General features: G+C 70.9%; 17 protein-coding genes. 8 read left to right on the top strand and 9 right to left on the bottom strand.

Annotated elements, in window-relative coordinates; genetic code table 11:
• The first annotated feature begins 1 nt into the window (after position 1).
• The 5 genes from paaI to AB0C30_RS34365 all read left to right on the top strand — a co-directional run bounded on the left by paaI (position 2) and on the right by AB0C30_RS34365 (position 4,824).
• The gene (gene paaI / locus AB0C30_RS34345; RefSeq protein WP_357952291.1) at positions 2-418 is read left to right on the top strand and encodes a hydroxyphenylacetyl-CoA thioesterase PaaI; all 417 of its coding nucleotides are present in this window, start codon (positions 2-4) and stop codon (positions 416-418) included.
• Complete coding sequence (locus AB0C30_RS34350; protein WP_357952292.1) at positions 415-1,749, top strand: MFS transporter; 1,335 nt, start codon at positions 415-417, stop codon at positions 1,747-1,749. The genes paaI and AB0C30_RS34350 overlap by 4 nt, the downstream gene beginning before the upstream one ends.
• 23 nt (positions 1,750-1,772) lie before the next feature.
• A complete protein-coding gene (locus tag AB0C30_RS34355) occupies positions 1,773-3,023 on the top strand; it encodes a hypothetical protein (RefSeq protein ID WP_357952293.1) in 1,251 nt (416 codons plus the stop codon).
• A gap of 83 nt (positions 3,024-3,106) precedes the next feature.
• Positions 3,107-3,712, top strand: a complete 606-nt coding sequence (locus tag AB0C30_RS34360; RefSeq protein WP_357952294.1) for an urea carboxylase-associated family protein — start codon at positions 3,107-3,109, stop codon at positions 3,710-3,712.
• The gene (locus AB0C30_RS34365) at positions 3,709-4,824 is read left to right on the top strand and encodes an NADH:flavin oxidoreductase (protein ID WP_357952295.1); all 1,116 of its coding nucleotides are present in this window, start codon (positions 3,709-3,711) and stop codon (positions 4,822-4,824) included. Before AB0C30_RS34360 ends, AB0C30_RS34365 begins: the two co-directional genes overlap by 4 nt.
• Positions 4,825-4,846: 22 nt before the next feature.
• On the opposite strand, the gene AB0C30_RS34370 is transcribed toward AB0C30_RS34365, so the two are convergent.
• The 5 genes from AB0C30_RS34370 to AB0C30_RS34390 are packed head-to-tail and all read right to left on the bottom strand — an operon-like array spanning position 4,847 to position 10,427.
• Positions 4,847-6,406 (bottom strand): helix-turn-helix domain-containing protein, encoded by a 1,560-nt coding sequence (locus tag AB0C30_RS34370; protein ID WP_357952296.1) that lies wholly within the window; start codon positions 6,404-6,406, stop codon positions 4,847-4,849.
• 54 nt (positions 6,407-6,460) lie between these two features.
• Positions 6,461-7,042 (bottom strand): ATP/GTP-binding protein, encoded by a 582-nt coding sequence (locus AB0C30_RS34375; protein WP_357952297.1) that lies wholly within the window; start codon positions 7,040-7,042, stop codon positions 6,461-6,463.
• Positions 7,023-7,373: a DUF742 domain-containing protein gene (locus AB0C30_RS34380; RefSeq protein WP_357952298.1), complete on the bottom strand. Its 351-nt coding sequence runs from the start codon at positions 7,371-7,373 to the stop codon at positions 7,023-7,025. The genes AB0C30_RS34375 and AB0C30_RS34380 overlap by 20 nt, the downstream gene beginning before the upstream one ends.
• Positions 7,370-7,795: a roadblock/LC7 domain-containing protein gene (locus tag AB0C30_RS34385; RefSeq protein WP_357641159.1), complete on the bottom strand. Its 426-nt coding sequence runs from the start codon at positions 7,793-7,795 to the stop codon at positions 7,370-7,372. Before AB0C30_RS34385 ends, AB0C30_RS34380 begins: the two co-directional genes overlap by 4 nt.
• Positions 7,788-10,427 carry a nitrate- and nitrite sensing domain-containing protein gene (locus AB0C30_RS34390; RefSeq protein ID WP_357952299.1) on the bottom strand — a complete coding sequence of 880 codons (2,640 nt, stop codon included), beginning with the start codon at positions 10,425-10,427 and terminating at the stop codon, positions 7,788-7,790. The genes AB0C30_RS34385 and AB0C30_RS34390 overlap by 8 nt, the downstream gene beginning before the upstream one ends.
• Before the next feature lie 382 nt (positions 10,428-10,809).
• Between AB0C30_RS34390 and AB0C30_RS34395 the strand changes: the two genes are divergently transcribed.
• Positions 10,810-12,411 carry a carboxylesterase family protein gene (locus tag AB0C30_RS34395; RefSeq protein ID WP_357952300.1) on the top strand — a complete coding sequence of 534 codons (1,602 nt, stop codon included), beginning with the start codon at positions 10,810-10,812 and terminating at the stop codon, positions 12,409-12,411.
• A gap of 83 nt (positions 12,412-12,494) precedes the next feature.
• Here the strand turns inward: AB0C30_RS34395 and AB0C30_RS34400 are convergent, their stop codons facing one another.
• On the bottom strand, positions 12,495-13,331 hold the full coding sequence (locus AB0C30_RS34400) for an SDR family oxidoreductase (RefSeq protein ID WP_357952301.1): 837 nt from the start codon (positions 13,329-13,331) through the stop codon (positions 12,495-12,497).
• A gap of 68 nt (positions 13,332-13,399) precedes the next feature.
• Between AB0C30_RS34400 and AB0C30_RS34405 the strand changes: the two genes are divergently transcribed.
• Complete coding sequence (locus AB0C30_RS34405) at positions 13,400-13,771, top strand: helix-turn-helix domain-containing protein (RefSeq protein ID WP_357952302.1); 372 nt, start codon at positions 13,400-13,402, stop codon at positions 13,769-13,771.
• A 63-nt stretch (positions 13,772-13,834) separates the two neighbouring features.
• Here AB0C30_RS34405 and AB0C30_RS34410 read toward each other — a convergent pair whose 3' ends face one another.
• The 3 genes from AB0C30_RS34410 to AB0C30_RS34420 all read right to left on the bottom strand — a co-directional run bounded on the left by AB0C30_RS34410 (position 13,835) and on the right by AB0C30_RS34420 (position 17,162).
• Positions 13,835-14,434, bottom strand: a complete 600-nt coding sequence (locus AB0C30_RS34410) for a hypothetical protein (RefSeq protein ID WP_357952303.1) — start codon at positions 14,432-14,434, stop codon at positions 13,835-13,837.
• On the bottom strand, positions 14,431-15,555 hold the full coding sequence (locus AB0C30_RS34415; protein ID WP_357952304.1) for a PASTA domain-containing protein: 1,125 nt from the start codon (positions 15,553-15,555) through the stop codon (positions 14,431-14,433). The genes AB0C30_RS34410 and AB0C30_RS34415 overlap by 4 nt, the downstream gene beginning before the upstream one ends.
• A gap of 128 nt (positions 15,556-15,683) precedes the next feature.
• Positions 15,684-17,162, bottom strand: coding sequence for an MFS transporter (locus AB0C30_RS34420; protein ID WP_357952305.1), 1,479 nt, complete (start codon positions 17,160-17,162; stop codon positions 15,684-15,686).
• Between the two features lie 128 nt (positions 17,163-17,290).
• Here AB0C30_RS34420 and AB0C30_RS34425 point away from each other — a divergent pair, with 128 nt between their 5' ends.
• Positions 17,291-18,511, top strand: coding sequence for a cytochrome P450 (locus tag AB0C30_RS34425; RefSeq protein WP_357952306.1), 1,221 nt, complete (start codon positions 17,291-17,293; stop codon positions 18,509-18,511).

Consider the following 18,511-nt stretch of genomic DNA (forward strand, 5'->3'; position numbering starts at 1 on the left):
TATGAACGGTATGACCACCGAGGACCCGGCCTGCCGCTCGCTCGGCATCGCGCTGGAGGAGGTGGCCGCCGGCCGGGCACGGCTGCGGATGCGGATCACCGGCGAGATGGTGAACGGCCACGGCATCGCCCACGGTGGCTACCTGTTCCTGCTCGCCGACGCCGCGTTCGCGTACGCCTGCAATTCCTACGGCCGCGTCACGCTGGCGCACAGCGCGCAGGTGACGTTCCTGCGCCCGGTCGCGGCCGGTGACGAGCTGGTCGCCGAGGCCACGGAGCGCGTCAGGTACGGCAGGAACGGCGTCTACGACGTGACCGTACGCCGCCCGGCCGGCGAGATCGTCGCGGAGTTCCGCGGCCAGAGCGTGACGGTCTCCGGCCGGCCCGATGGGTCCACCAGCGAAGGGAAGCATTCATGAGCGAGCAGCGGACGGCGCCCCGGCGGACCGGGCGCTGGATCGATCACTGGGAACCGGAGGACCCGGGGTTCTGGGCGGCCACCGGGCGCCGCGTCGCCACCAGGAACCTGGTCTTCTCCATCTTCGTGGAGCATCTCGGCTTCGCGATATGGCTGCTGTGGAGCGCGATCGTCGTCCTCCTCCCCAAGGCGGGCTTTCCCTTCACCGTCGACCAGCTCTTCTGGCTGGTGGCGGTGCCGAACCTGGTCGGGGCCACGCTGCGGCTGCCCTACACCTTCGCGGTCTCGGCCTTCGGCGGCCGCAACTGGAACGTGGCCAGCGCGCTGCTGCTCCTGCTTCCGGTAGGGCTGCTCGCCTGGATGGTCACGGATGCGGCGACCCCGTACTGGATGTTCCTGATCGCCGCGGCGGTGGCCGGGTTCGGCGGCGGGAACTTCGCCTCCTCCATGGCCAACGTCTCCTACTTCTATCCCGAGCGGCACAAGGGGTTCGCGCTGGGCGTGAACGCCGCCGGCGGCAACCTGGGGGTGGCCGTCGTGCAGTTGCTGATCCCGCTCGTGGCGAGCGCGGGCCTGGTGTACGCCGGCCTGGTGTGGGTCGTGCCGATCGTGGCCGCCGCGATGTGCGCGTACTTCTTCATGGACAACCTGGCCGTGGCCAAGACCGACTTCGGCACCCAGGGGCGGGCGTTCCTGCGCAAGCACACCTGGGTGATGTCCTTCCTCTACATCGGCACCTTCGGCTCCTTCATCGGCTATTCGGCGGCGTTCCCGCTGGTCGTCAACGCGACGTTCGCCGAGTCCGCGTCGCCGTACTTCGCCTTCCTTGGCCCTCTGGTCGGCTCGTTGTCGCGGCCGGTCGGCGGGTGGCTGGCCGACAGGTACGGCGGGGCCAGGGTCACCGCGTGGTCCTTCATGGCCATGGCGGTGGGGGTCGTCGGCGCGCTCGCCGGGCTCGGGCAGCACGGGTTCCCGCTCTTCCTGAGCGCGTTCCTGCTGCTGTTCACCGCGTCGGGGATCGGCAACGGGTCCACGTACCGGATGATTCCGGCGATCTTTACCATCCAGGCGGCGCACGGCGAGCCGGACGCGCGGCTGCGCGCCAGGCGGGAGGCCGCGGCGGCCATCGGCATCGCCTCGTCGATCGGCGCGTTCGGCGGGTTCCTCATCCCGCGCGGTTTCGCCATCTCCATCGGCCAGACCGGATCCATCGACCTGGCGCTGTACGTGTTCGTCGCCGGTTACGCCGTGTTCCTGGCGACGAACTGGTGGTTCTACCGCCGCCGGGTGCTGCTGACCCGAATCCCCAGCCTGGCCCACAGCCGGATCTGACCCGCCGGATCTAGGAGAGGCACATGCCCGCCAAATCCCTGCGTGACCTGGTCGACTTCGCCCGCCGCCACTCGCCCTTCTACGCCGAGGCGTACCGCGACGTGCCCGAAGGCGCCTCCGACCTCAGCCAGCTGCCGATCATCGACCAGACGGCCTTCTGGGCCGCGAACGTCTACCCGGACAACCGGCTGCTGACCGGCCCGCTGACCGACGCCGGCGTGTACACCTCCGGCGGCACCACCGGCGCGCCGAAGTTCTCCCCCTGGACCCGCACGGAGCACGCCGACTCGGTGACCGCGTTCGGCGCGGGCATGGTCCGGGCGGGGCTGAAGCCGGGGCACCGGGTGGCGAACCTGTTCTCGGCCGGCGAGATGTACGGCGGCTTCCTCTACATCGAGCACTCGCTGCACAACGCCCCGGTGGAGAACGTCCGGCTGCCCATCGCCTGCCACGCCTCCGACGACTCCGTCGCCGACCTGATCGCGTACTTCGGCGTCGACGTGCTGGCGGGCCCGCCGATGAAGCTCGCCACCGTGGCCGACGCGGTGGCCGCCCGTGGGCAGGTGGCCGACACGGTGGAGTTGCTGCTGTTCGCCGGCGACTTCCTCTTCGACGACCTGCGTCCCCAGCTGGCCAAGGCGTTTCCCGGGGCCAGGATCGCCTCGCTCGGATACGCCTCCGTGGACGCCGGGCTGGTCGGCGGCCCGGTGCCGGGCGACGACGTGCGCGTGCACGAGGCCTTCGCCAACCGCACCCTGGTGGAGCTGATCGACGACTCGACCGGCGAGCCGATCACCGTGCCCGGCGTACCCGGCCGGGTGATCGTCACCAATCTGTTCAGGACGCTGATGCCGATCATCCGCTATCCGGCCGGCGACGTGGCGGAATGGACAGACCCGGACTGCCGCGCATTCCGGCTGCTCGGCAGGTCGGCCGAGGGCGCCAGGGTGGAGACGGTGTCGATGTCGACGGAGGCCATCCGCGCGGTCCTCATCGCGGCGGACCCGGACCGGGCCATGTCGGGGATGCAGATGGTGCAGCGCCGCTGGAACGGCAAGGACGGGCTGACGCTGCGGCTGGCCTGCACCGAGGAGCCGCCGCCCGAGCTGACGCAGCGGCTCATCGACGCCGTGTACGCGGCCAGGCCGCTGTACCCCCAGACGGTGGAGGAGGGGGGCGTCCACCCGCTGACGGTCGAATGGGTACGGCCTTCGGAGCTGGTGCTGCATCCCCGTACGGGGAAGGTCCTCCAGGTCGTGGACGAGCGCTCCTAGCATGGAGATTCATCCACCCTAGGGGTTGAATGCGGTAGCAATCTCCATGGTCAGGCGCCTCTCCCGGCTGCTTGGCTGTCGGCATGCGAGTCATCGTGCCCGCCGGCGAAGGGCGGGCGGTAAAGGTCAGTACCGGTCAGCGCGTGCGCGTCACCGATCTTGACGGAGGTCAGGTCGGTGACGTGTTCGCGTTCGCCGCTGACGACGTGAGCGAGCACCTCAGCGCGTCGCACACGCGGGCCGCCATCAGCCGCCTGTTCCCGGTGGTCGGCGAGCAGTTCGTCACCGACCGGCGCAGGCCCGTCCTCACACTGGTGGCGGACACCTCGCCGGGCCGGCATGACATGCTCATCGCGGCCTGCGACCCGGCGCGCTATCGCGCTCTGGGCGTGCCCGGGTTCCATGCCTCCTGCGCGGACAACCTGGGCGAGAGCCTGTCCCGGCTCGGCCTGGCCTGCCCGAGCACTCCGCAGCCTGTCAACGTGTTCATGCGGATTCCCGTGGCGGACGACGGCCGGCTGAGCTGGCTGAGCTCGGTCAGCCGCCCCGGTGACGCGATCACGTTCGAGGCGGCGATGGACTGCGTGTTCGTGCTCTCGGCGTGCCCGCAGGACCTGGTCGGGATCAACGGGCACCGGCCGACGCCGCTGGCGATCGACCTGATCACACAAGGAGAGAGCGAACAATGAACGATGTCCAGCACCCCGCCCTACGACCGGAACGCGTCGGCGGGCTCAGCCTCGCCAACCGGCTGGCGGTCTCGCCCATGACCAGGGTGTCCGCTGCCGCCGACGGCACGCCGACAGCCGAGATGGCCGACTACTACCGGGCGTACGCCCAGGGCGGCTTCTCCCTCGTCGTGACCGAGGGAACCTACACCGACACCTGGCACAGCCAGGGGTACGCCAACCAGCCGGGCATCGTCACCGACGGCCACGAGGCCGCCTGGCGGGAGATCGTCGGGCAGGTGCACGACGCCGGCGCGTCGATGATCCTCCAGCTCATGCACGCGGGCGCGCTGTCGCAGGGCAACCGCTACCGCGACGAGACGGTGGCGCCGTCGGCCGTCCCGCCACGCGGGGAGAAGATGCCCGAGTACGGCGGGCACGGCTCATGGCCGACACCTCGCGCGATGAGCCAGGAGGACATCGACCGCGCGGTGGCCGGTTTCGTGGCCTCGGCCGTCCGCGCCCGGCGGGCGGGTTTCGACGGGGTCGAGGTGCACGGCGCCAACGGCTACCTGGTGGACCAGTTCCTGACGGACTACACCAATGAGCGCGACGATCGCTACGGCGGCCCGGTCGCCCGTCGGGTACGGCTGGCGGCCGACATCGTCTCCGCCATCCGTGCGGAGCTCGGGCCGGACTTCTGCGTGGGGATCCGGCTGTCCCAGGGCAAGGTCAACGACTTCACGCACCGATGGGCAGGCGGCTCCAGGGACGCGGAGACCATCTTCGCCGCGCTCGCCGAGGCGGGCGCGACCTACCTGCACATCGCCAGCGAAGGACGGGACTGGGTGGAGACGGCGACCCTGGACGGAGGGATGACGATCACCGGCCTCGCCCGGAAGGTGACGGGACTGCCCGTGCTGGCCAACGGCGGCATGCACGACCTCGACCAGGCGGCCATGCTGCTGGAGGACGGCCACGCGGACGTGCTGACCCTCGGCCGGGGCGCGCTGGCCAACCCTGACTTCCCGCGGCGCCTGGCCCAGGGGCTGCCCATGGCGGCCTTCGATCACCAGATGCTCCAGCCGATGGCGACGCTGAGCAACGCCCGCCTGTGGCGGCAGACGGTCTGAGCTCGGTCCAGCACGTCGATGCTCAGTCCATCGCGTCGATGGTCAGCGCCAGGAACAGATCCACCCGATCCTCGGTGCGTCCCACGTCCCTGCCGGTGAGCTCGGTGATCTTGGCCAGCCGGTTGCGGAGGGTGTTGACATGGACGTGCAACGCTCCGGCCGTCGCCGCCCACTGCCCATCGTGATCGAGGTACGTCCGCAGCGTCAGCTCGAGCTCACCGCCGCGCCGCGCGTCATGGTCCTTCATCGGCCCGAGGAGCTCGCCGGAGAACTGGTGCAAGGTCTCCACATCGAGCGAGCCGAGGAGCAGCCGGTGCGTACCCAAGTCGGCGAAGGCCCGTACGGAAGGCCCCGTGCGGGTCCGCCGCAGCACGCGGCAGGTCTCCCTGGACTGCAGCAGCCCGGGTCGCAGCTCGGCCGAGTGGGCGGCGAGTCCGCCCAGGCCCGCGACCGGGCGGCGGCCGGGGAAGCGCCGTTCGACGTCGCGTACCAGGCGCTGGGCGAGCAGCGGCAGCTCACGCTCGGGATGGCGCCAGGGCAGTACGGCGACGACGTCCTGCGTGCCATCGGCCACGACGACCGGCACCCCCTCGGCCGCGAAGAACTCCCCGATCACCTCGGCGAGCCCGTGCATCGTCGCGGTCTCGCCGAGCGCGAACGCCACGGCGCAGACGGCCAGCGGACCGCCCGGATCGACGCCGAAGGCGCGCAGCCGGCCAGGGACCTCGGCGGAGCGCCGCCCCCCTGACAGGATCATCTCCAGGAGCTCACTGGCGAAGCGCATCTCGATCGCCTGGACCGCCTGCTGCTTCGCGACCTCCAGGCTGAGGAAGCGGGCCGTCTGCTCCAGTGCCGCCCGCTCGTCCGCCGCGAGCTCGCGCAAGGGGCGCAGACAGATGAGAGCCGCGTCGATGTCGCCGACGGCACCCACCGGGAACAGCGCCGCGCGTCCCGCGTCCCCCAGATCCACCTCCAGGGCCGGAGGTCTCTTGGCCAATCCCGTGGCCACGGCGTGCAGCTGGTCCGTGTCGAGATCGGCGCCGGCCATCGCGAGCGACCGCGCCATCCTGTCGACCACCGCGAGCGGCAGGTCGTGGTCGCGCCGCAGGACGTCGAGCACGCCGGAGGCGCCGGCTCCCCGGGAGATCGCCGTGGCCAGGGCGTCTCCCCGGCGCACCATGCCGACCAGCGACTGCTTGCGTTCGTCGGTCAGCATGTCGGCCACGGCCTGTGAAACCGCCGTGAACGGCACCGCGATGGAGATCTCCAGCAGCGGCAGCTCCCCTTCGCGGCAGGCGTCGACGAGCTCCGGGGGAGTGGCGGGCGTCTCGGCCCGCAGGCCGAACACGATGCCGCCGGCCTTGGCCTTCATGACGTTGCGTACGAACTGCTCCGGCGGCACTTGGTCGATCCACAGGCCGTTCGTCAGTACGAGCTCGCCTTCGCGTACGTAGTGCGAAGGGTCGGCCAGCTCGGTGTTGTGCACCCAGGCGACCGGCTCGTCCAGCGCGCCCGGCCGGCCCGGCACCAGCACCCGCAGTTCGAGTGAGGCGCGATCCACCAGGGCTTGAAGCGTGAACACGGTGTAACTATAGACAGCCAACAGCTGATTCTATGGAGCTTCCTCCGATGGGGGTCAGGCCCCTTCCACCGCGTACGTGACCAGCGTCGTGAGCACTTCCTTGACCGACTCGCGTTCGCGTACGTCGCACAGCACCACCGGAGTGGTCTCGGCCAGGCCGAGCGCCCGCCGTACCTTGGCCGGGTCGTAGCGCTTGGCCCCGTCGAAGCAGTTCACGGCGACCAGGAACGGGATGCCGCGCTGCTCGAAGTAGTCCACCGCCGGGAAGCAGTCCTGCAGGCGGCGGGTGTCGGTGAGCACGACGGCGCCGAGCGCGCCGACCGACAGCTCGTCCCACATGAACCAGAACCGGTCCTGCCCGGGGGTGCCGAACAGGTACAGCCACAAGCCGTCGCGGATGGTGATGCGGCCGAAGTCCAGCGCCACAGTGGTGGTGACCTTGGAGTCCACGCCGGAGGTGTCGTCCACCCCGATGCCCCGCTCGCTCAGGAGCTCCTCGGTGTGCAGCGGCCGGATCTCGCTGATGGTACCGACCATGGTGGTCTTGCCGACGCCGAAGCCGCCCGCGATGAGGATCTTGATGGCCAAGGCCGAGGCGACCGCGGTCGCCCCCGGCTCAGAGGCTGCGTAGCCCATGCAGCACTTCCCTGTAGATGCGTTCGTCGATCGTCTGCGCCGCGGGGCGCGGGCGCTCGATGGTGACAAGACCCTCGCGTCGCAGGTCGCCCAGGATCACCCGCGTGATGTTGAGCGGCAGCTTGAGGTGGGCCGCGACATCCGCCACCGGTGTGGGCCTGCGGCACACCGACAGCACGGTGCGATGCTCCGGGATCAGGTCCGCGATCTCGTGGGAACCGCCGACCGTGGTGACGATGGCCACCAGGTCGAACGTCTCGCCACGCGGTCGCGCCCTGCCTCCGGTCAGCCCGAAGAGCCGGATCAGCGGCCCGGGATCCTCCCCGGTCACGGTCTTGCGCCGTTCCAGGCGGGTGCCGGTGCCGCTCCCCTCGGCTGAGAGGAGAGGTGCTCCCCGACCCGCTTGACCATGAGCGCCATCTCGTAGGTGACCATGCCCAGCTCGGCGTCACCCGAGGCGAGCACGGCCAGCCGGGCGCCCTGGCCCGCCGCGGTGACGAACAGGAAGCCACCCTCCAACTCGATGATGGTCTGCCGTACGCCACCCAGGCCGAAGTGCCGTCCCGCGCCCATGGCGAGGCTGTGGCTGCCGGCGGAGATGGCGGACAGGTGCTCGGAGTCCTCCCGCGTCAGCTCCCGGGACCCGCCCATGGCCAGCCCGTCGGCGGACAGCACGATGGCGTGCCGGATGCCGGGGACCCGCTGGGTGAGGTCGTCGAGGAGCCAGCTCAGTTCACTTCTGGCGTCAGGCATCGGGTTGGTCGTCCTTTCGATTCCACACGTCGTGCTCCTGCTCCGTCTGGCCGCGACCCTGCTGCCAGCCACGTTGCATGGACGACATGATCTGTGCAAGCTCCTCCGGCGAGCGCACCGAGACCGCGCTGCGGTCCGTGCGCCGCGCGGCGCGCAGCTGAGGAGCCATGTTGGCTTGAGGTACGCGCATGGGCAACCCGTCGAGGTCCTCGTCGGCCTCCTGGGCGGGCACCGTGCGGCTCCACTCTACGGATGGGCCGGGGGATCCGGCTGAGCCGCCCCCTCGCCTGGAAATCGGTCCGGTACTCGGCTCGGCGACGGCCTCGCTCCCCGGCCAGGTCGCCGGTCCGTTCCCCAGCCCATTGTTCCCTAGCCCATCGCTAGCCGGGCCGGGTGCCGGCCTCGGCACGGGGCCGGCCTCGAACCAGGTCGCGCGCTCGGGCTCCGGAGCGGGGACGGGCGCGTCCGGCGAGCCGTCCGGGTCTGCCGAGACCCCGTGGCCGCCGGGGTCGCCGGGGACCTCTCGGCCGTTCACGGCCTCCGCCCCGCGAGCGGGGAAGGCATCCGAGGCGGAGAAGGCATCCGAGGCGACCGGGGAGAAGGGCTCCGGAGAGAACGGCTCCGGGGACAGGGAGACCACGCGGGGCCGGGCCTCGGCGGGCGCGGTGCCGATCGCGCGCATGGGCCTGGGCGCGCGACCGCCGTGGCCCACCGGGTGCGCCGCGGCGACGGCCAGGGCCTCGGCGTTGGCGAGCAGCGCCGTGGGGAGCAGCAGGATCGCGGTGGTCCCGTCGTACGGCGAGCGGCGCAGCATGATCTTGATGTTGTGCCGGGCCGCGAGCCTGGACACCACGAACAGGCCGAGCCGGTCGCTGTCGGCCAGGTCGAACTCCGGCGGGTTGACCAGCCGGGCGTTGAGCTCGTCGAGGGTGTCCTGGTTCATCCCCAGGCCCCGGTCCTCCACCTCCAGCGCGAAGCCGTTGGCCGCCGTCATGCTGCGGACGTGCACGGTCGTGTCGGGCGGGGAGAAGACGGCGGCGTTCTCCACCAGTTCGGCGATCAGGTGGATCACGTCGGTGACCGCGGCGCCGACCAGCAACGGGGAGTCCGGCATCGGCGCGACGGTGACGCGGGTGTAGTCCTCGACCTCCAGCACCGCCGCCCGTACGACGTCGAACAGCGGCACGGGGTCGCGCCAGCGGCGGGCGGGGGCGGAGTCGGACAGGATGATGAGGTTCTCCGCGTGCCGCCGCATGCGGGTGGTCAGGTGGTCGAGCTTGAAGAGGTCTTCCAGGACCTCCGGATCGTCGACCCGGCGCTCCATGGTGTCGAGCAGCGCGAGCTGGCGATGCAGCAGCGCCTGGTTGCGCCAGGCCAGGTTGAGGAAGACCTGGGCGACGCCCTTGCGCAGCGTCGCCTGGCCCACCGCGGCCTCGACCGCGGTGCGGCGTACGGCGGAGAACGCGTTCACCACGCGATCGACCTCGGCGGTGTGGGCCGGGTCGAGGCCGGGGGCCTCTGTGGCCGGGTCGACGTCGTCGCCGCGGCGCAGCCGCTCGACCAGCCGGGGCAGTCGTTGTTCGGCGAGTTCGACCGCGGACGCCTGAAGCCGTCTGAGCTCGCTGATCAGCGACTGGCCGAACCGGTACGACAGCGCCACCGACGCGACCACCGCGGCCAGGCCCAGGATCAGGACCAGCCAGATCCGCCAGTACGCCCCGGTCTTCTGATCCTCGGCCTCCACCGAGGTGCGGCCCAGCTCGGCGTGCGTGTCGAGGTTGATCGCGCTGAGGAGGGTCTCGGCGTCGGCCTTCCACTCGTCGGGGTCCACCGGCGGCGATCCGTTGGTGTCCCAGTTGAACAGCCGGTCTTCCACCGTCAGCAGCCGCTTGTACGGGGCGCTGGCGACCAGCTTGTCGTAGTTCTCCCGCAGTTCGGGGCCCGCGTCACGTTCGGCGTTGGCCCAGACGAGCCGGCGGCTGGTCATGGCGGCGACGAACGAGGCACGGTCCGTGGGGGACATCTTGCGGCGCACGATCGTGCTGGTGAGCACGGCGTGCTCCTGGCCCAGGTATTCCGCCGCGGAGCTGTAGGCCGCCATGCCGCGCACCGCGCGGTAGGACGAGAGGCTGCTCAACGCGTCGTAGTCGGTGAATTGCCGGTTGGCGATGCTGATCAGGTTGCTGTACGCGTCGATGATCTTCAGCGGCGGGGACAGCGCGCCCTCGTCCGCGCGCTCGCGCAGCGACTGGAGGCCGTCGAGGGCCCGTACCAGCTCCCGCACCTCGGCCGGGGTGTCGTCCTCCGACCCTTCGCCACCGGTGCCGATGGATCCGATGGCCTCGCGCAGCCGCGCGACCTTGCCGTCGGTGATCGGCCGCTGCTCGGCCAGCAGCGGGTAAGCACCGGTGCTGCGCGGCGCCGCCGCCGAAAGCTGCCGCTCCTGCTGCAGCTCGATGATCAGCTCCAGGACCGGCGACCCGATGGCGTCCCACCGGTCCTGCCTCTGGGAGACCGCGGCGATCTCATCCACACTGGAGTAGGCGATGAACCCCCATAAGGCGATCATCGAGACCAGCGGAAGCAGCAGGATCCTCAGCAGTTTGGTGCGGATCGGCGGAGGCGAGCTCATCCATCGTGTCCAATTCCGCGCGTAGTGGTGCGCCGCTAGGCAGTCGTGAACTGGTAGCGGCCCCCCAGGATGCCCGCCACGACTGATACGCCTGTGGTGCGTCCACTATGCCGATGGGGCAGATGTACTTCAAGCTCCAGATGTGAAGATTCGTGCACAATGGCGGGTTGACTCTTTGTCAGTGCACGGTTCGTGATCGTGACGGTTTGCGGCTGACGCACAGTGACGAGCGTGGATGCCGCCGCGGCCCGGATCGCCGACGGGCTCGGGGGTTTGGCGTAAAAGCCTTCCATCCACCGGGAGAGCGCTATCCGAGAGATCGGACCAGAGCTATGTTTCAGGCGCCTGATTCCCTCCGGCCCGTCCCGAAGGAGTTGCGTACATGCCTGAAACCCTCGTTCCTACGCCGAAAAGGAGAACGAGCCGTCGCGTCGTCGCGCTGCTGACCGCCGTCGCCGCCCTTCTCTTAGGACTCCCCGCGACCCCCGCTCTCGCCGGCGCGGCCCGCCCGGTGGTGCGGGTGGAGGCCGGTCTGCTCAAGGGCGCCGTGGCCGATCGCGTGGACCGGTTCCTGGCCGTACCGTACGCGCAGCCGCCGGTCGGCGACCTGCGCTGGAGCGCACCCCGCCCGGCCCGCGCGTGGACAGGCGTCCGCGACGCCGCCGAGTGGGGCAACCGCTGTCCCGCCGCGGCCAGCACCAACGGACCGCGCTCCGAGACCGAGGACTGCCTGTACCTCAACGTGTTCAGGCCCGCCGGCACCAAGGCCGGGCAGCGGCTGCCCGTGCTGTTCTGGATCCACGGCGGCGGCCTGGTCAACGGCTCAGGCAACCAGCACGACGGCAGCCTGATCGCCCGGCTCGAGAACGTCGTGGTGGTGAGCATCAACTACCGCCTGGGCGTGTTCGGCTTCCTGGCCCACCCGGCGCTCACCCGGGAGGCCGGTCAGTCCGGCAACTACGGCTTCCTCGACCAGCAGGCGGCGCTGCGCTGGGTGCGGCGCAACATCGGCGCCTTCGGCGGCGACCCCCGCCAGGTCACCATCGACGGCGAGTCGGCCGGCGGGTTCTCCGTCTGCGGCCACCTCACCGCCCCCGGATCGAGCGGGCTCTTCAACCGCGCCATCATCCAGAGCGGCGCCTGCGTCAGCCAGCCCGTCAGCCAGGGGGAGCAGTCCGGCACCTCCATCGCCGGCCAGCTCGGCTGCGCCGACGACGCGACCGCCGTCGCCTGCCTGCGCGCGCTGTCCCCGGCGCGGCTCGTCGACGGGCCGCAGTTCAGCTCGTTCGTGCACGGCGGCCCGGTGTTTCCTGAGGCTGCCGGTGACGCCGTCCGTGCGGGTCACTTCCAGCGCGTCCCCCTGATCGTGGGCTCCACCCGCGACGAGGGCCGTACGTTCGCGCAGGGCAACCTGGACTGGACCCAAACGCAGTACGAGAACTTCGTCCGATCCCTGTACGGCGGCAACGCCGACGCCATCCTGCGCCGGTATCCCTGGCCGGCGACGCCGGACCGGTTCACCGGCGCGTACCTGGCGGCGGCGATCTTCACCGACTCGGGGTTCATCGCCGGTCTGGGCGGCTGCCCGACGCTCAAGTTCATCAAGGACCTGTCCGCCTACACCCGCGTGTTCGCCTACCGGTTCGACCACCGTACGGGGCCCGGCCTCACCCCCGAGCCGGTCGGGTACGAGTGGGGCGCCGGGCACGCCGCCGAGCTGGCCTACCTGTGGCCGAGCTTCGACAACGGCACACCGATCGCGCCCACCTTCGACGCGGCCGAGCGCCGGCTGGCGGCGGACATGGTGCACTACTGGGGCTCGTTCACCCGGCTCGCCCGGCCGCAGGCGCCGTACGCGTCACCGTGGCCGGACTACAACCGCACCTCGCGCGTCATGTCACTGCGCGCGGGCGGACGCTCGGTGATGGTCCCGGCCACCGAGATGGCCACCGAGCACAACTGCGACCTGTGGGACGCGCTCTGACCGCTTCTATCGGTGCGACTCCTGTTGGTAGACCAGGGCCGGGGCGACCACCCCGGCCCTGGGCGGGGTACATGCTGCTGTGACTAGCCGAGCAGGGAGCGGACATACTCGCCGATCGGCTGGGTCGGCCGGCCGATGAGCTCGCTCAGCGTGCCGGGAGTGTCGGCGAGCCAGCCACGGGAGATGTTGACGTCCACGTCGGCCATGAGCGCCGCGAACGGAGCCGGAAGACCGGCGCCGGCCAGAACACCCGCGAAGTCGTCCTTCGGCAGGTTCTGGTAGGCGACCTCCTTGCCGGTGACCTTGGAGATCTCGGCGGCCAGGTCGGCGAGCGTCCAGGCGGTGTCGCCGCCCAGCTCGTAGATCTTGCCGTCGTGGCCCTCTCCGGCCAGCACGGCGGCCGTGGCGGCGGCGTAGTCCGCGCGCGAGGCGGAGGCGATCCGGCCGTCGCCGGCGGCGCCGTAAACCGCGCCGAGCTGGGGAGCGCCCGCGATCGACTGCTCGTAGTTCTCGTGGTACCAGTTGTTGCGCAAGATCGTGTACGTCACGCCGGACGCCTTGATGTAGTCCTCGGTCGCCTTGTGGTCGGCGGCGAGGCCGGCCTCGGTGACGTCGGCCTTGGGCGCGCTGGTGTAGGTGAGCGTGGCGCCGGCCGCCTTGGCCGCGTCGACGACCGCCGAGTGCTGCTGGAGCCGGTTGCCCTCGGTGCCGGAGATGAGCAGCACCTTGCCGGCGCCCTCGAACGCGCTCTTGAGCGTCTCGGGCCGGTCATAGGACGCTTCGCGGACCTCGACGCCGAGATCCGCGGCCTTCTCCGGGGTACGCGCCGCCGCGACGATCTGCCCGGCGGGAACCCGCTTCTTGAGCTCCTCGACCACCAGCCGGCCGAGGTGTCCGCTGGCTCCGGTTACCACGATCATGATTACTCCCTCTCAGTACGAACTAGCGGTTAGTACTTTCTATCAGAAAGCACTGTAAGCTAGCACGCATGGAGGAGTTCGAGAACCTGGTGGCCGACGTCTTCTCGCGCAAGTGCACCTCTCGCTCGGTGCTGGAGACGATCACCGGCCGCTGGGCGATCCTGGCGCTGGTGGCCCTCTACGAGGGGCCCTACCGCTTCAACGCGCTGCGCCGCCGCGTCGACGGGGTGAGCGAGAAGATGCTGTCCCAGACCCTCCAGACCCTGGAACGCGATGGCATGGTGCTGCGGGTGGCCGAGCACACGATTCCGCCCCGGGTCGAATACAGCCTCACCTCGCTGGGTCGCGAGGCCGCCGAGCGGCTGATCCCCCTCATCACCTGGCTGGAGGACCGCATGCCCGACGTCGTGACCGCCCGCGAGGGCTACCAGGGCCGTTAGGGCGCGCGGGCACATCCGCTCGCCGTCCGCGCCGGGTGTCCGCGCGTCATCCGCGCCGGCAGGTCAGCTAGCCGTACGTGCCTCTGGCAGCAGGGCGAAGCCCGCCCCGAAGTCGCGGTTGATCGGCAACGTGACCACCACCAACTCCTTCCTGGCCACCTCGACGCCCTGGATCTTGCAGGCGATGGCGGCTGTGCAGTCGCCCCCGGTCAGGCCCATCAGCCGGCCGCCGCGGACCCTGGCCTGCACCATCGTGAGATGCAGGATGAGGTCCACGCCGAAGGTCAGCCGGCCAACCGGCCGGCCGTTGACCTGTACCTCGACATAGGGCTCGTGGTGGGAGACGACCTCGTGCTCGGCCAGCGGCACGACCTTTCCCATGCCCGGGTTGTCCAAGGTGCTGCGGGCAGCGGCGCGCAGGCTGCGGTACTTCGCCCAGCCGCCCAGCAGCACCGACCCCACGTCGATGCCGCCGAGCAGGTCGGCGCCCGCCTCCGCGGCCCGGCGCGCCAGCTCGCCGGGCGGCGTCTGGACCTGCCGGTTGATCTCGTCGAGCACCCGGCGGGCGTCCACGGCCCGCGCGAGCTCCTGGGCCGCCTGTCTCGGGTCGGCGTAGAGCAGCAGGTCGGCGGTGCTGGGGTGGGTGATTAAGGTAACGGTCACCGTACGATCTCCCTGATCTCCTGCCGGCCCGGGTCGTGGTGGCAGACGAAGTCGAGGTTGAGCGAGGGCGCGAACTCACGGATCTGCAAGCTCGGCGAGAGGTCGGCGTACGGGACGCAGACCACGGAGGGCGTCGTGGAGGTCCGCCGGCCGCGGCGGGCGCGGCGCAGCGCCCAGACCACTACGCCCACCGCCACGAGCGCGCCCACCAGCAAGCCGGGCAGCGGCGTGCTCGATGAGTCGGTTTCCCGCGAGTCGATGTCGCTGACCCGCGGCGACTCGTCGGTGCCGGAGGGGGTGACGTCCGGGCTCGCGGGGTCGGTTGGCGTGGGCCCCGCTGTCAGGGTGACGGTGACGGAGCTGCCGCGGTCGACGATGGTGCCGGCGGCCGGATCCTGCTCGCTCACGCGGCCCGAGTCCCCGCTGCCGACGACGAGCGTGAGCCCCAGGCTCTGAAGCTGCCGCCGCGCCACGTTCGCGCTGAGCCCGTTCAGGTCGGGGACCTCGACGCGGTCGTCCGGCGTTGGGGACGTCGGTGTGGGGGGACGCAGGGTCAGTGTCACGGTGCTGCCGCTGGGCACCTGCGTGCCGGCGGCGGGATCCTGGGCGTCCACCACGCCCGTCCCGTCTCCCTCGGTCACCGACGGGACGAGCCCCTTGTCGCGGATCTTCTTCTCCGCCGTGTCCCGCTGGTCGCCCACGACGTCCGGGACCGCCACGGTCGGCGCCTGCAGGTCGATGGTGACGGTGGAGCCGCAGTTCGCGAGCTCCTCGCTGGTGGGGGTCTGGTCGGTGACCGTCCAGTCGGCCGCCGCGTCGGAAGGTGTGGACTCCGTGTCGAAGCCACCCTGGGCCAGCGCGGCGACCGCGCTGTCCCGGGTCATCCCCATGACGTTCGGCACCGGCCCGGGGCGGGTGCCGTCATGCGTCTCGCTGTTCCATTCGGACAGCGTCGGGCAGGACGGTTCGGCCGTCGGCCCCACCACCTCCGTTGCCCCGGCCGTCGGCTCCGCCGCCCCCGCTGCCCCGGCCGTTGCCGGGCTCAGCCCGATCACGCACGCGGCCATCAGCACCATCACGCTCGCGGCAAGTACGTAGGCCATCAGGCCGTACCGGCGCATCGCCACCTCCCCGGCTCAGGGCTTTGACGCTAGGCGCGCAGCTCGGCCGGGTCATGAGTAGGCCTCTACTCAACTTGCGGGGCGACCTTTCCGCAGGGCCAGGGCCAGGGCAGGGCCGCCGGAGGGAATCAGCGGGAAGGCTCCTTCGCGGGCGCGGGGACGGCGGTGTGCGTCGTCCCGGTGGCGGCGGCCGGCCGTCGGCCGGGGATGAACGACATGATCACCAGAGCGATGAGGGCCATGACGGCGCCGAGGGCCAGGACGACGCGGAAACCGTTCTGGGAGGGGACGATCACGGGGCCGAGGGACATGGTCAGCTGGGCCAGGATGGCGCCCGAGACGGCGCTGGAGATCGAGGTGCCGATCGAGCGCATCAGCGTGTTGAGGCTGTTGGCGGCGGCCGTCTCGGACAGGGGTACGGCGGCCATGATGAGCGCGGGCATGGCCCCGTACGCCAGGCCGATGCCGGCCCCGATGACCGCGGAGACGAGCACGAGCTGCCAGATCGCGGACATCAGCACAGTGCCCAGGCCGTAGCCGGCGGCGACCACGACGGCGCCGACCATCAGCGTCGTCTTGGGACCCCTGGCCCTGGAGATGCGCGCGGACAGCGGTGCTGTGGCCATCATCACCAGGCCCGACGGACCCATCACCAGGCCCGCGACCAGCATCGACTGGCCCAGCCCGTAGCCGGTGGCCTCGGGCAGCTGCAGCAGCTGGGGGAGTACCAGGGACATCGCGAACATCGCGAACCCGAACACGGCGGAGGCGAGGTTCGTGAGCAGCACCTGACGGCGCGCGGTGGCGCGCAGGTCCACCAGCGGCTGCCTGGTACGCAGCTCCCACCAGCCCCACAGCAGCAGGACGACGACCGAGACCGCGAACAGCCCGATGGTCCGGCCGCTGGTCCAGCCCCAGCCGGCGCCCTGGGAGATGGCCAGCAGCAGGCACACCAGCGCGGCCGACAGTCCGGCCGCGCCCACCAGGTCGAAGCGTCCCCCGCTGCGGACACTGGACTCGGGTACGAGCGTGAGCACGAGCACGGCGGCCACGGCGCCGAATCCCGCCGCAGTCCAGAACAGCACGTGCCAGTCGGTGCGCTCGGCCAGGAAGGCGGCCGCGGGCAGGCCGAGCGCGCCGCCCACGCCGAGTGAGGCGCTCATCAGCGCGGTGGCCGAGCCGAGGCGTTCGGCCGGCAGTTCGTCGCGCATGATGCTGATGCCCAGGGGGATGACGCCGGCCGCCAGCCCCTGCAGGACCCGTCCGACGACCATCGGCGCCAGGGAGTCGCTGAGGGCGGCGACGGTGGAGCCGGCCACCAGCAGGGTCAGGCTGATGAGCAGCATGAGCCGCTTGCCGTACATGTCGCCCAGTCGTCCCATGACCGGGGTGGCGACGGCGCCGGCGAGCAGCGTCGCGGTGATCGCCCAGGTGGCGTCGGAGGGCGAGGCGCTCAGGAGCCGGGGGAGCTGGGGGATCAGCGGGATCACGAGGGTCTGCATCAGCGCGACCACGATCCCGGCGAAGGCCAGCACCACCACGACGGCATTGGTCCGCGGCGGGCCGGGCGGCTCGGCCTCGAAGGGCTGAGCTTGTGCATGGCGCATGGAAAGGTCTCCGTCCGAGCGGCCGGATATCAGCGATCCGGTCACAACTTAAATCAACTGTTTGACTTAAATTAGCAGGGCCGGTTGACTGGGCGCGTACCGAGGGCCGAATTCGAGGAGGACGTACGGTGAGCCAGAGCCAGGACCAGCAGGCGTTGAGCTACCCGCTTTCCAGAGAAGGGGCGCTGGAGCCGCCGGCGGAGTGGGCGCGGCTGCGGCAGGAGTGCCCGGTCGCGCGGGTGACGCTGCCCAGCGGGGACGAGGCGTCGCTGCTCACGCGCTACGCGGATGTCAAGCAGGTGCTGTCCGACCCGCGCTTCACCCGGCAGCTGAGCGCCGACGACGCGGCCCGGATCTCCGACAGCGAGTCGGGCGGCGTGTTCAACAGCGAGATGGCGACGGCGCTCCCGCAGAGCGGCGAGGGCCATCTGCTGTGGCGGCGGATGATCACCAAGTGGTTCACGGCCAAGCGGATGAACGCGCTGCGGCCGGGGATCGAGGCGATGGCCGAGCAGCTCATCGACGACATGGTGCGGCAGGGTCAACCGGCCGATCTCAAGGCGAGCCTGGGCTTCCCGCTGCCGGTCTGGGTGATCTGCGACATGCTCGGGGTCCCCGACTCGGACCGCGACAGGTTCTCCTACTGGTCCGACTCGCTGCTCAACCTGACCCGCTACACGCAGGCGGAGACCGAGGCGGCGCAGGCCGAGTTCGTGGCGTACATGGCCGGCCACATCGCCGCCAAGCGCGAGGAGCCGGGCGACGACCTGCTCAGCGAGCTCATCACGGGCACCGACGCCGAGGGCGGCAAGATGTCCGACGCGGCGCTGGTGGCCACCGGCATGGGCCTGCTGGTCGCCGGGCACGAGACCACCGCGAACATGATCGCGAAGATGATGGCCATGCTGCTGACCGACCGGAGCCGCTGGGAGCGGCTGCTGGCCGATCGGTCGCTGGTCCGCACCACGGTGGAGGAGGCCCTGCGCTTCGACGCCAACCTCGGGTTCGGGATGCCGCGCTACATCGGCGAGGAGGTCGAGGTCGGCGGCACCCTCCTGCCGCGCGGCACCACGGTGCTGTGCGACATGGCCGCGGCCAACCGGGACGAGAGCGCGTTCGACGGGGCCGGCGAGATGGACCTCAGCCGCAGCCCGAACCCACACCTGGCCTTCGGCGCCGGGGCTCATTCGTGCCTCGGCCAGCCGCTGGCCCGTACCGAGCTGCAGGCGGTGCTCGACGTGCTGCTGCGCAAGCTGCCCTCCCTGGAGCTCGCCGTCACGGCCGAGGAACTGCGCCGGGTCGAAGGGCTCGTCGTCGGCGGACTGAGCGAGCTTCCAGTACGGTGGTGA

Origin of the sequence: Nonomuraea sp. NPDC048901 (genome assembly GCF_040649695.1) — a bacterium.
GTDB lineage: Bacteria > Actinomycetota > Actinomycetes > Streptosporangiales > Streptosporangiaceae > Nonomuraea.

Excerpts from the sequence above, each read along its gene's own strand:
- paaI (WP_357952291.1), top strand. The coding sequence starts at position 2 with ATGAACGGTATGACCACCGAGGACCCGGCCTGCCGCTCGCTCGGCATC.
- AB0C30_RS34350 (WP_357952292.1), top strand. The coding sequence starts at position 415 with ATGAGCGAGCAGCGGACGGCGCCCCGGCGGACCGGGCGCTGGATCGAT.
- AB0C30_RS34355 (WP_357952293.1), top strand. The coding sequence starts at position 1,773 with ATGCCCGCCAAATCCCTGCGTGACCTGGTCGACTTCGCCCGCCGCCAC.
- AB0C30_RS34360 (WP_357952294.1), top strand. The coding sequence starts at position 3,107 with ATGCGAGTCATCGTGCCCGCCGGCGAAGGGCGGGCGGTAAAGGTCAGT.
- AB0C30_RS34365 (WP_357952295.1), top strand. The coding sequence starts at position 3,709 with ATGAACGATGTCCAGCACCCCGCCCTACGACCGGAACGCGTCGGCGGG.
- AB0C30_RS34375 (WP_357952297.1), bottom strand. The coding sequence starts at position 7,042 with ATGGGCTACGCAGCCTCTGAGCCGGGGGCGACCGCGGTCGCCTCGGCC.
- AB0C30_RS34385 (WP_357641159.1), bottom strand. The coding sequence starts at position 7,795 with ATGCCTGACGCCAGAAGTGAACTGAGCTGGCTCCTCGACGACCTCACC.
- AB0C30_RS34390 (WP_357952299.1), bottom strand. The coding sequence starts at position 10,427 with ATGAGCTCGCCTCCGCCGATCCGCACCAAACTGCTGAGGATCCTGCTG.
- AB0C30_RS34395 (WP_357952300.1), top strand. The coding sequence starts at position 10,810 with ATGCCTGAAACCCTCGTTCCTACGCCGAAAAGGAGAACGAGCCGTCGC.
- AB0C30_RS34400 (WP_357952301.1), bottom strand. The coding sequence starts at position 13,331 with ATGATCGTGGTAACCGGAGCCAGCGGACACCTCGGCCGGCTGGTGGTC.
- AB0C30_RS34405 (WP_357952302.1), top strand. The coding sequence starts at position 13,400 with ATGGAGGAGTTCGAGAACCTGGTGGCCGACGTCTTCTCGCGCAAGTGC.
- AB0C30_RS34415 (WP_357952304.1), bottom strand. The coding sequence starts at position 15,555 with ATGCGCCGGTACGGCCTGATGGCCTACGTACTTGCCGCGAGCGTGATG.
- AB0C30_RS34420 (WP_357952305.1), bottom strand. The coding sequence starts at position 17,162 with ATGCGCCATGCACAAGCTCAGCCCTTCGAGGCCGAGCCGCCCGGCCCG.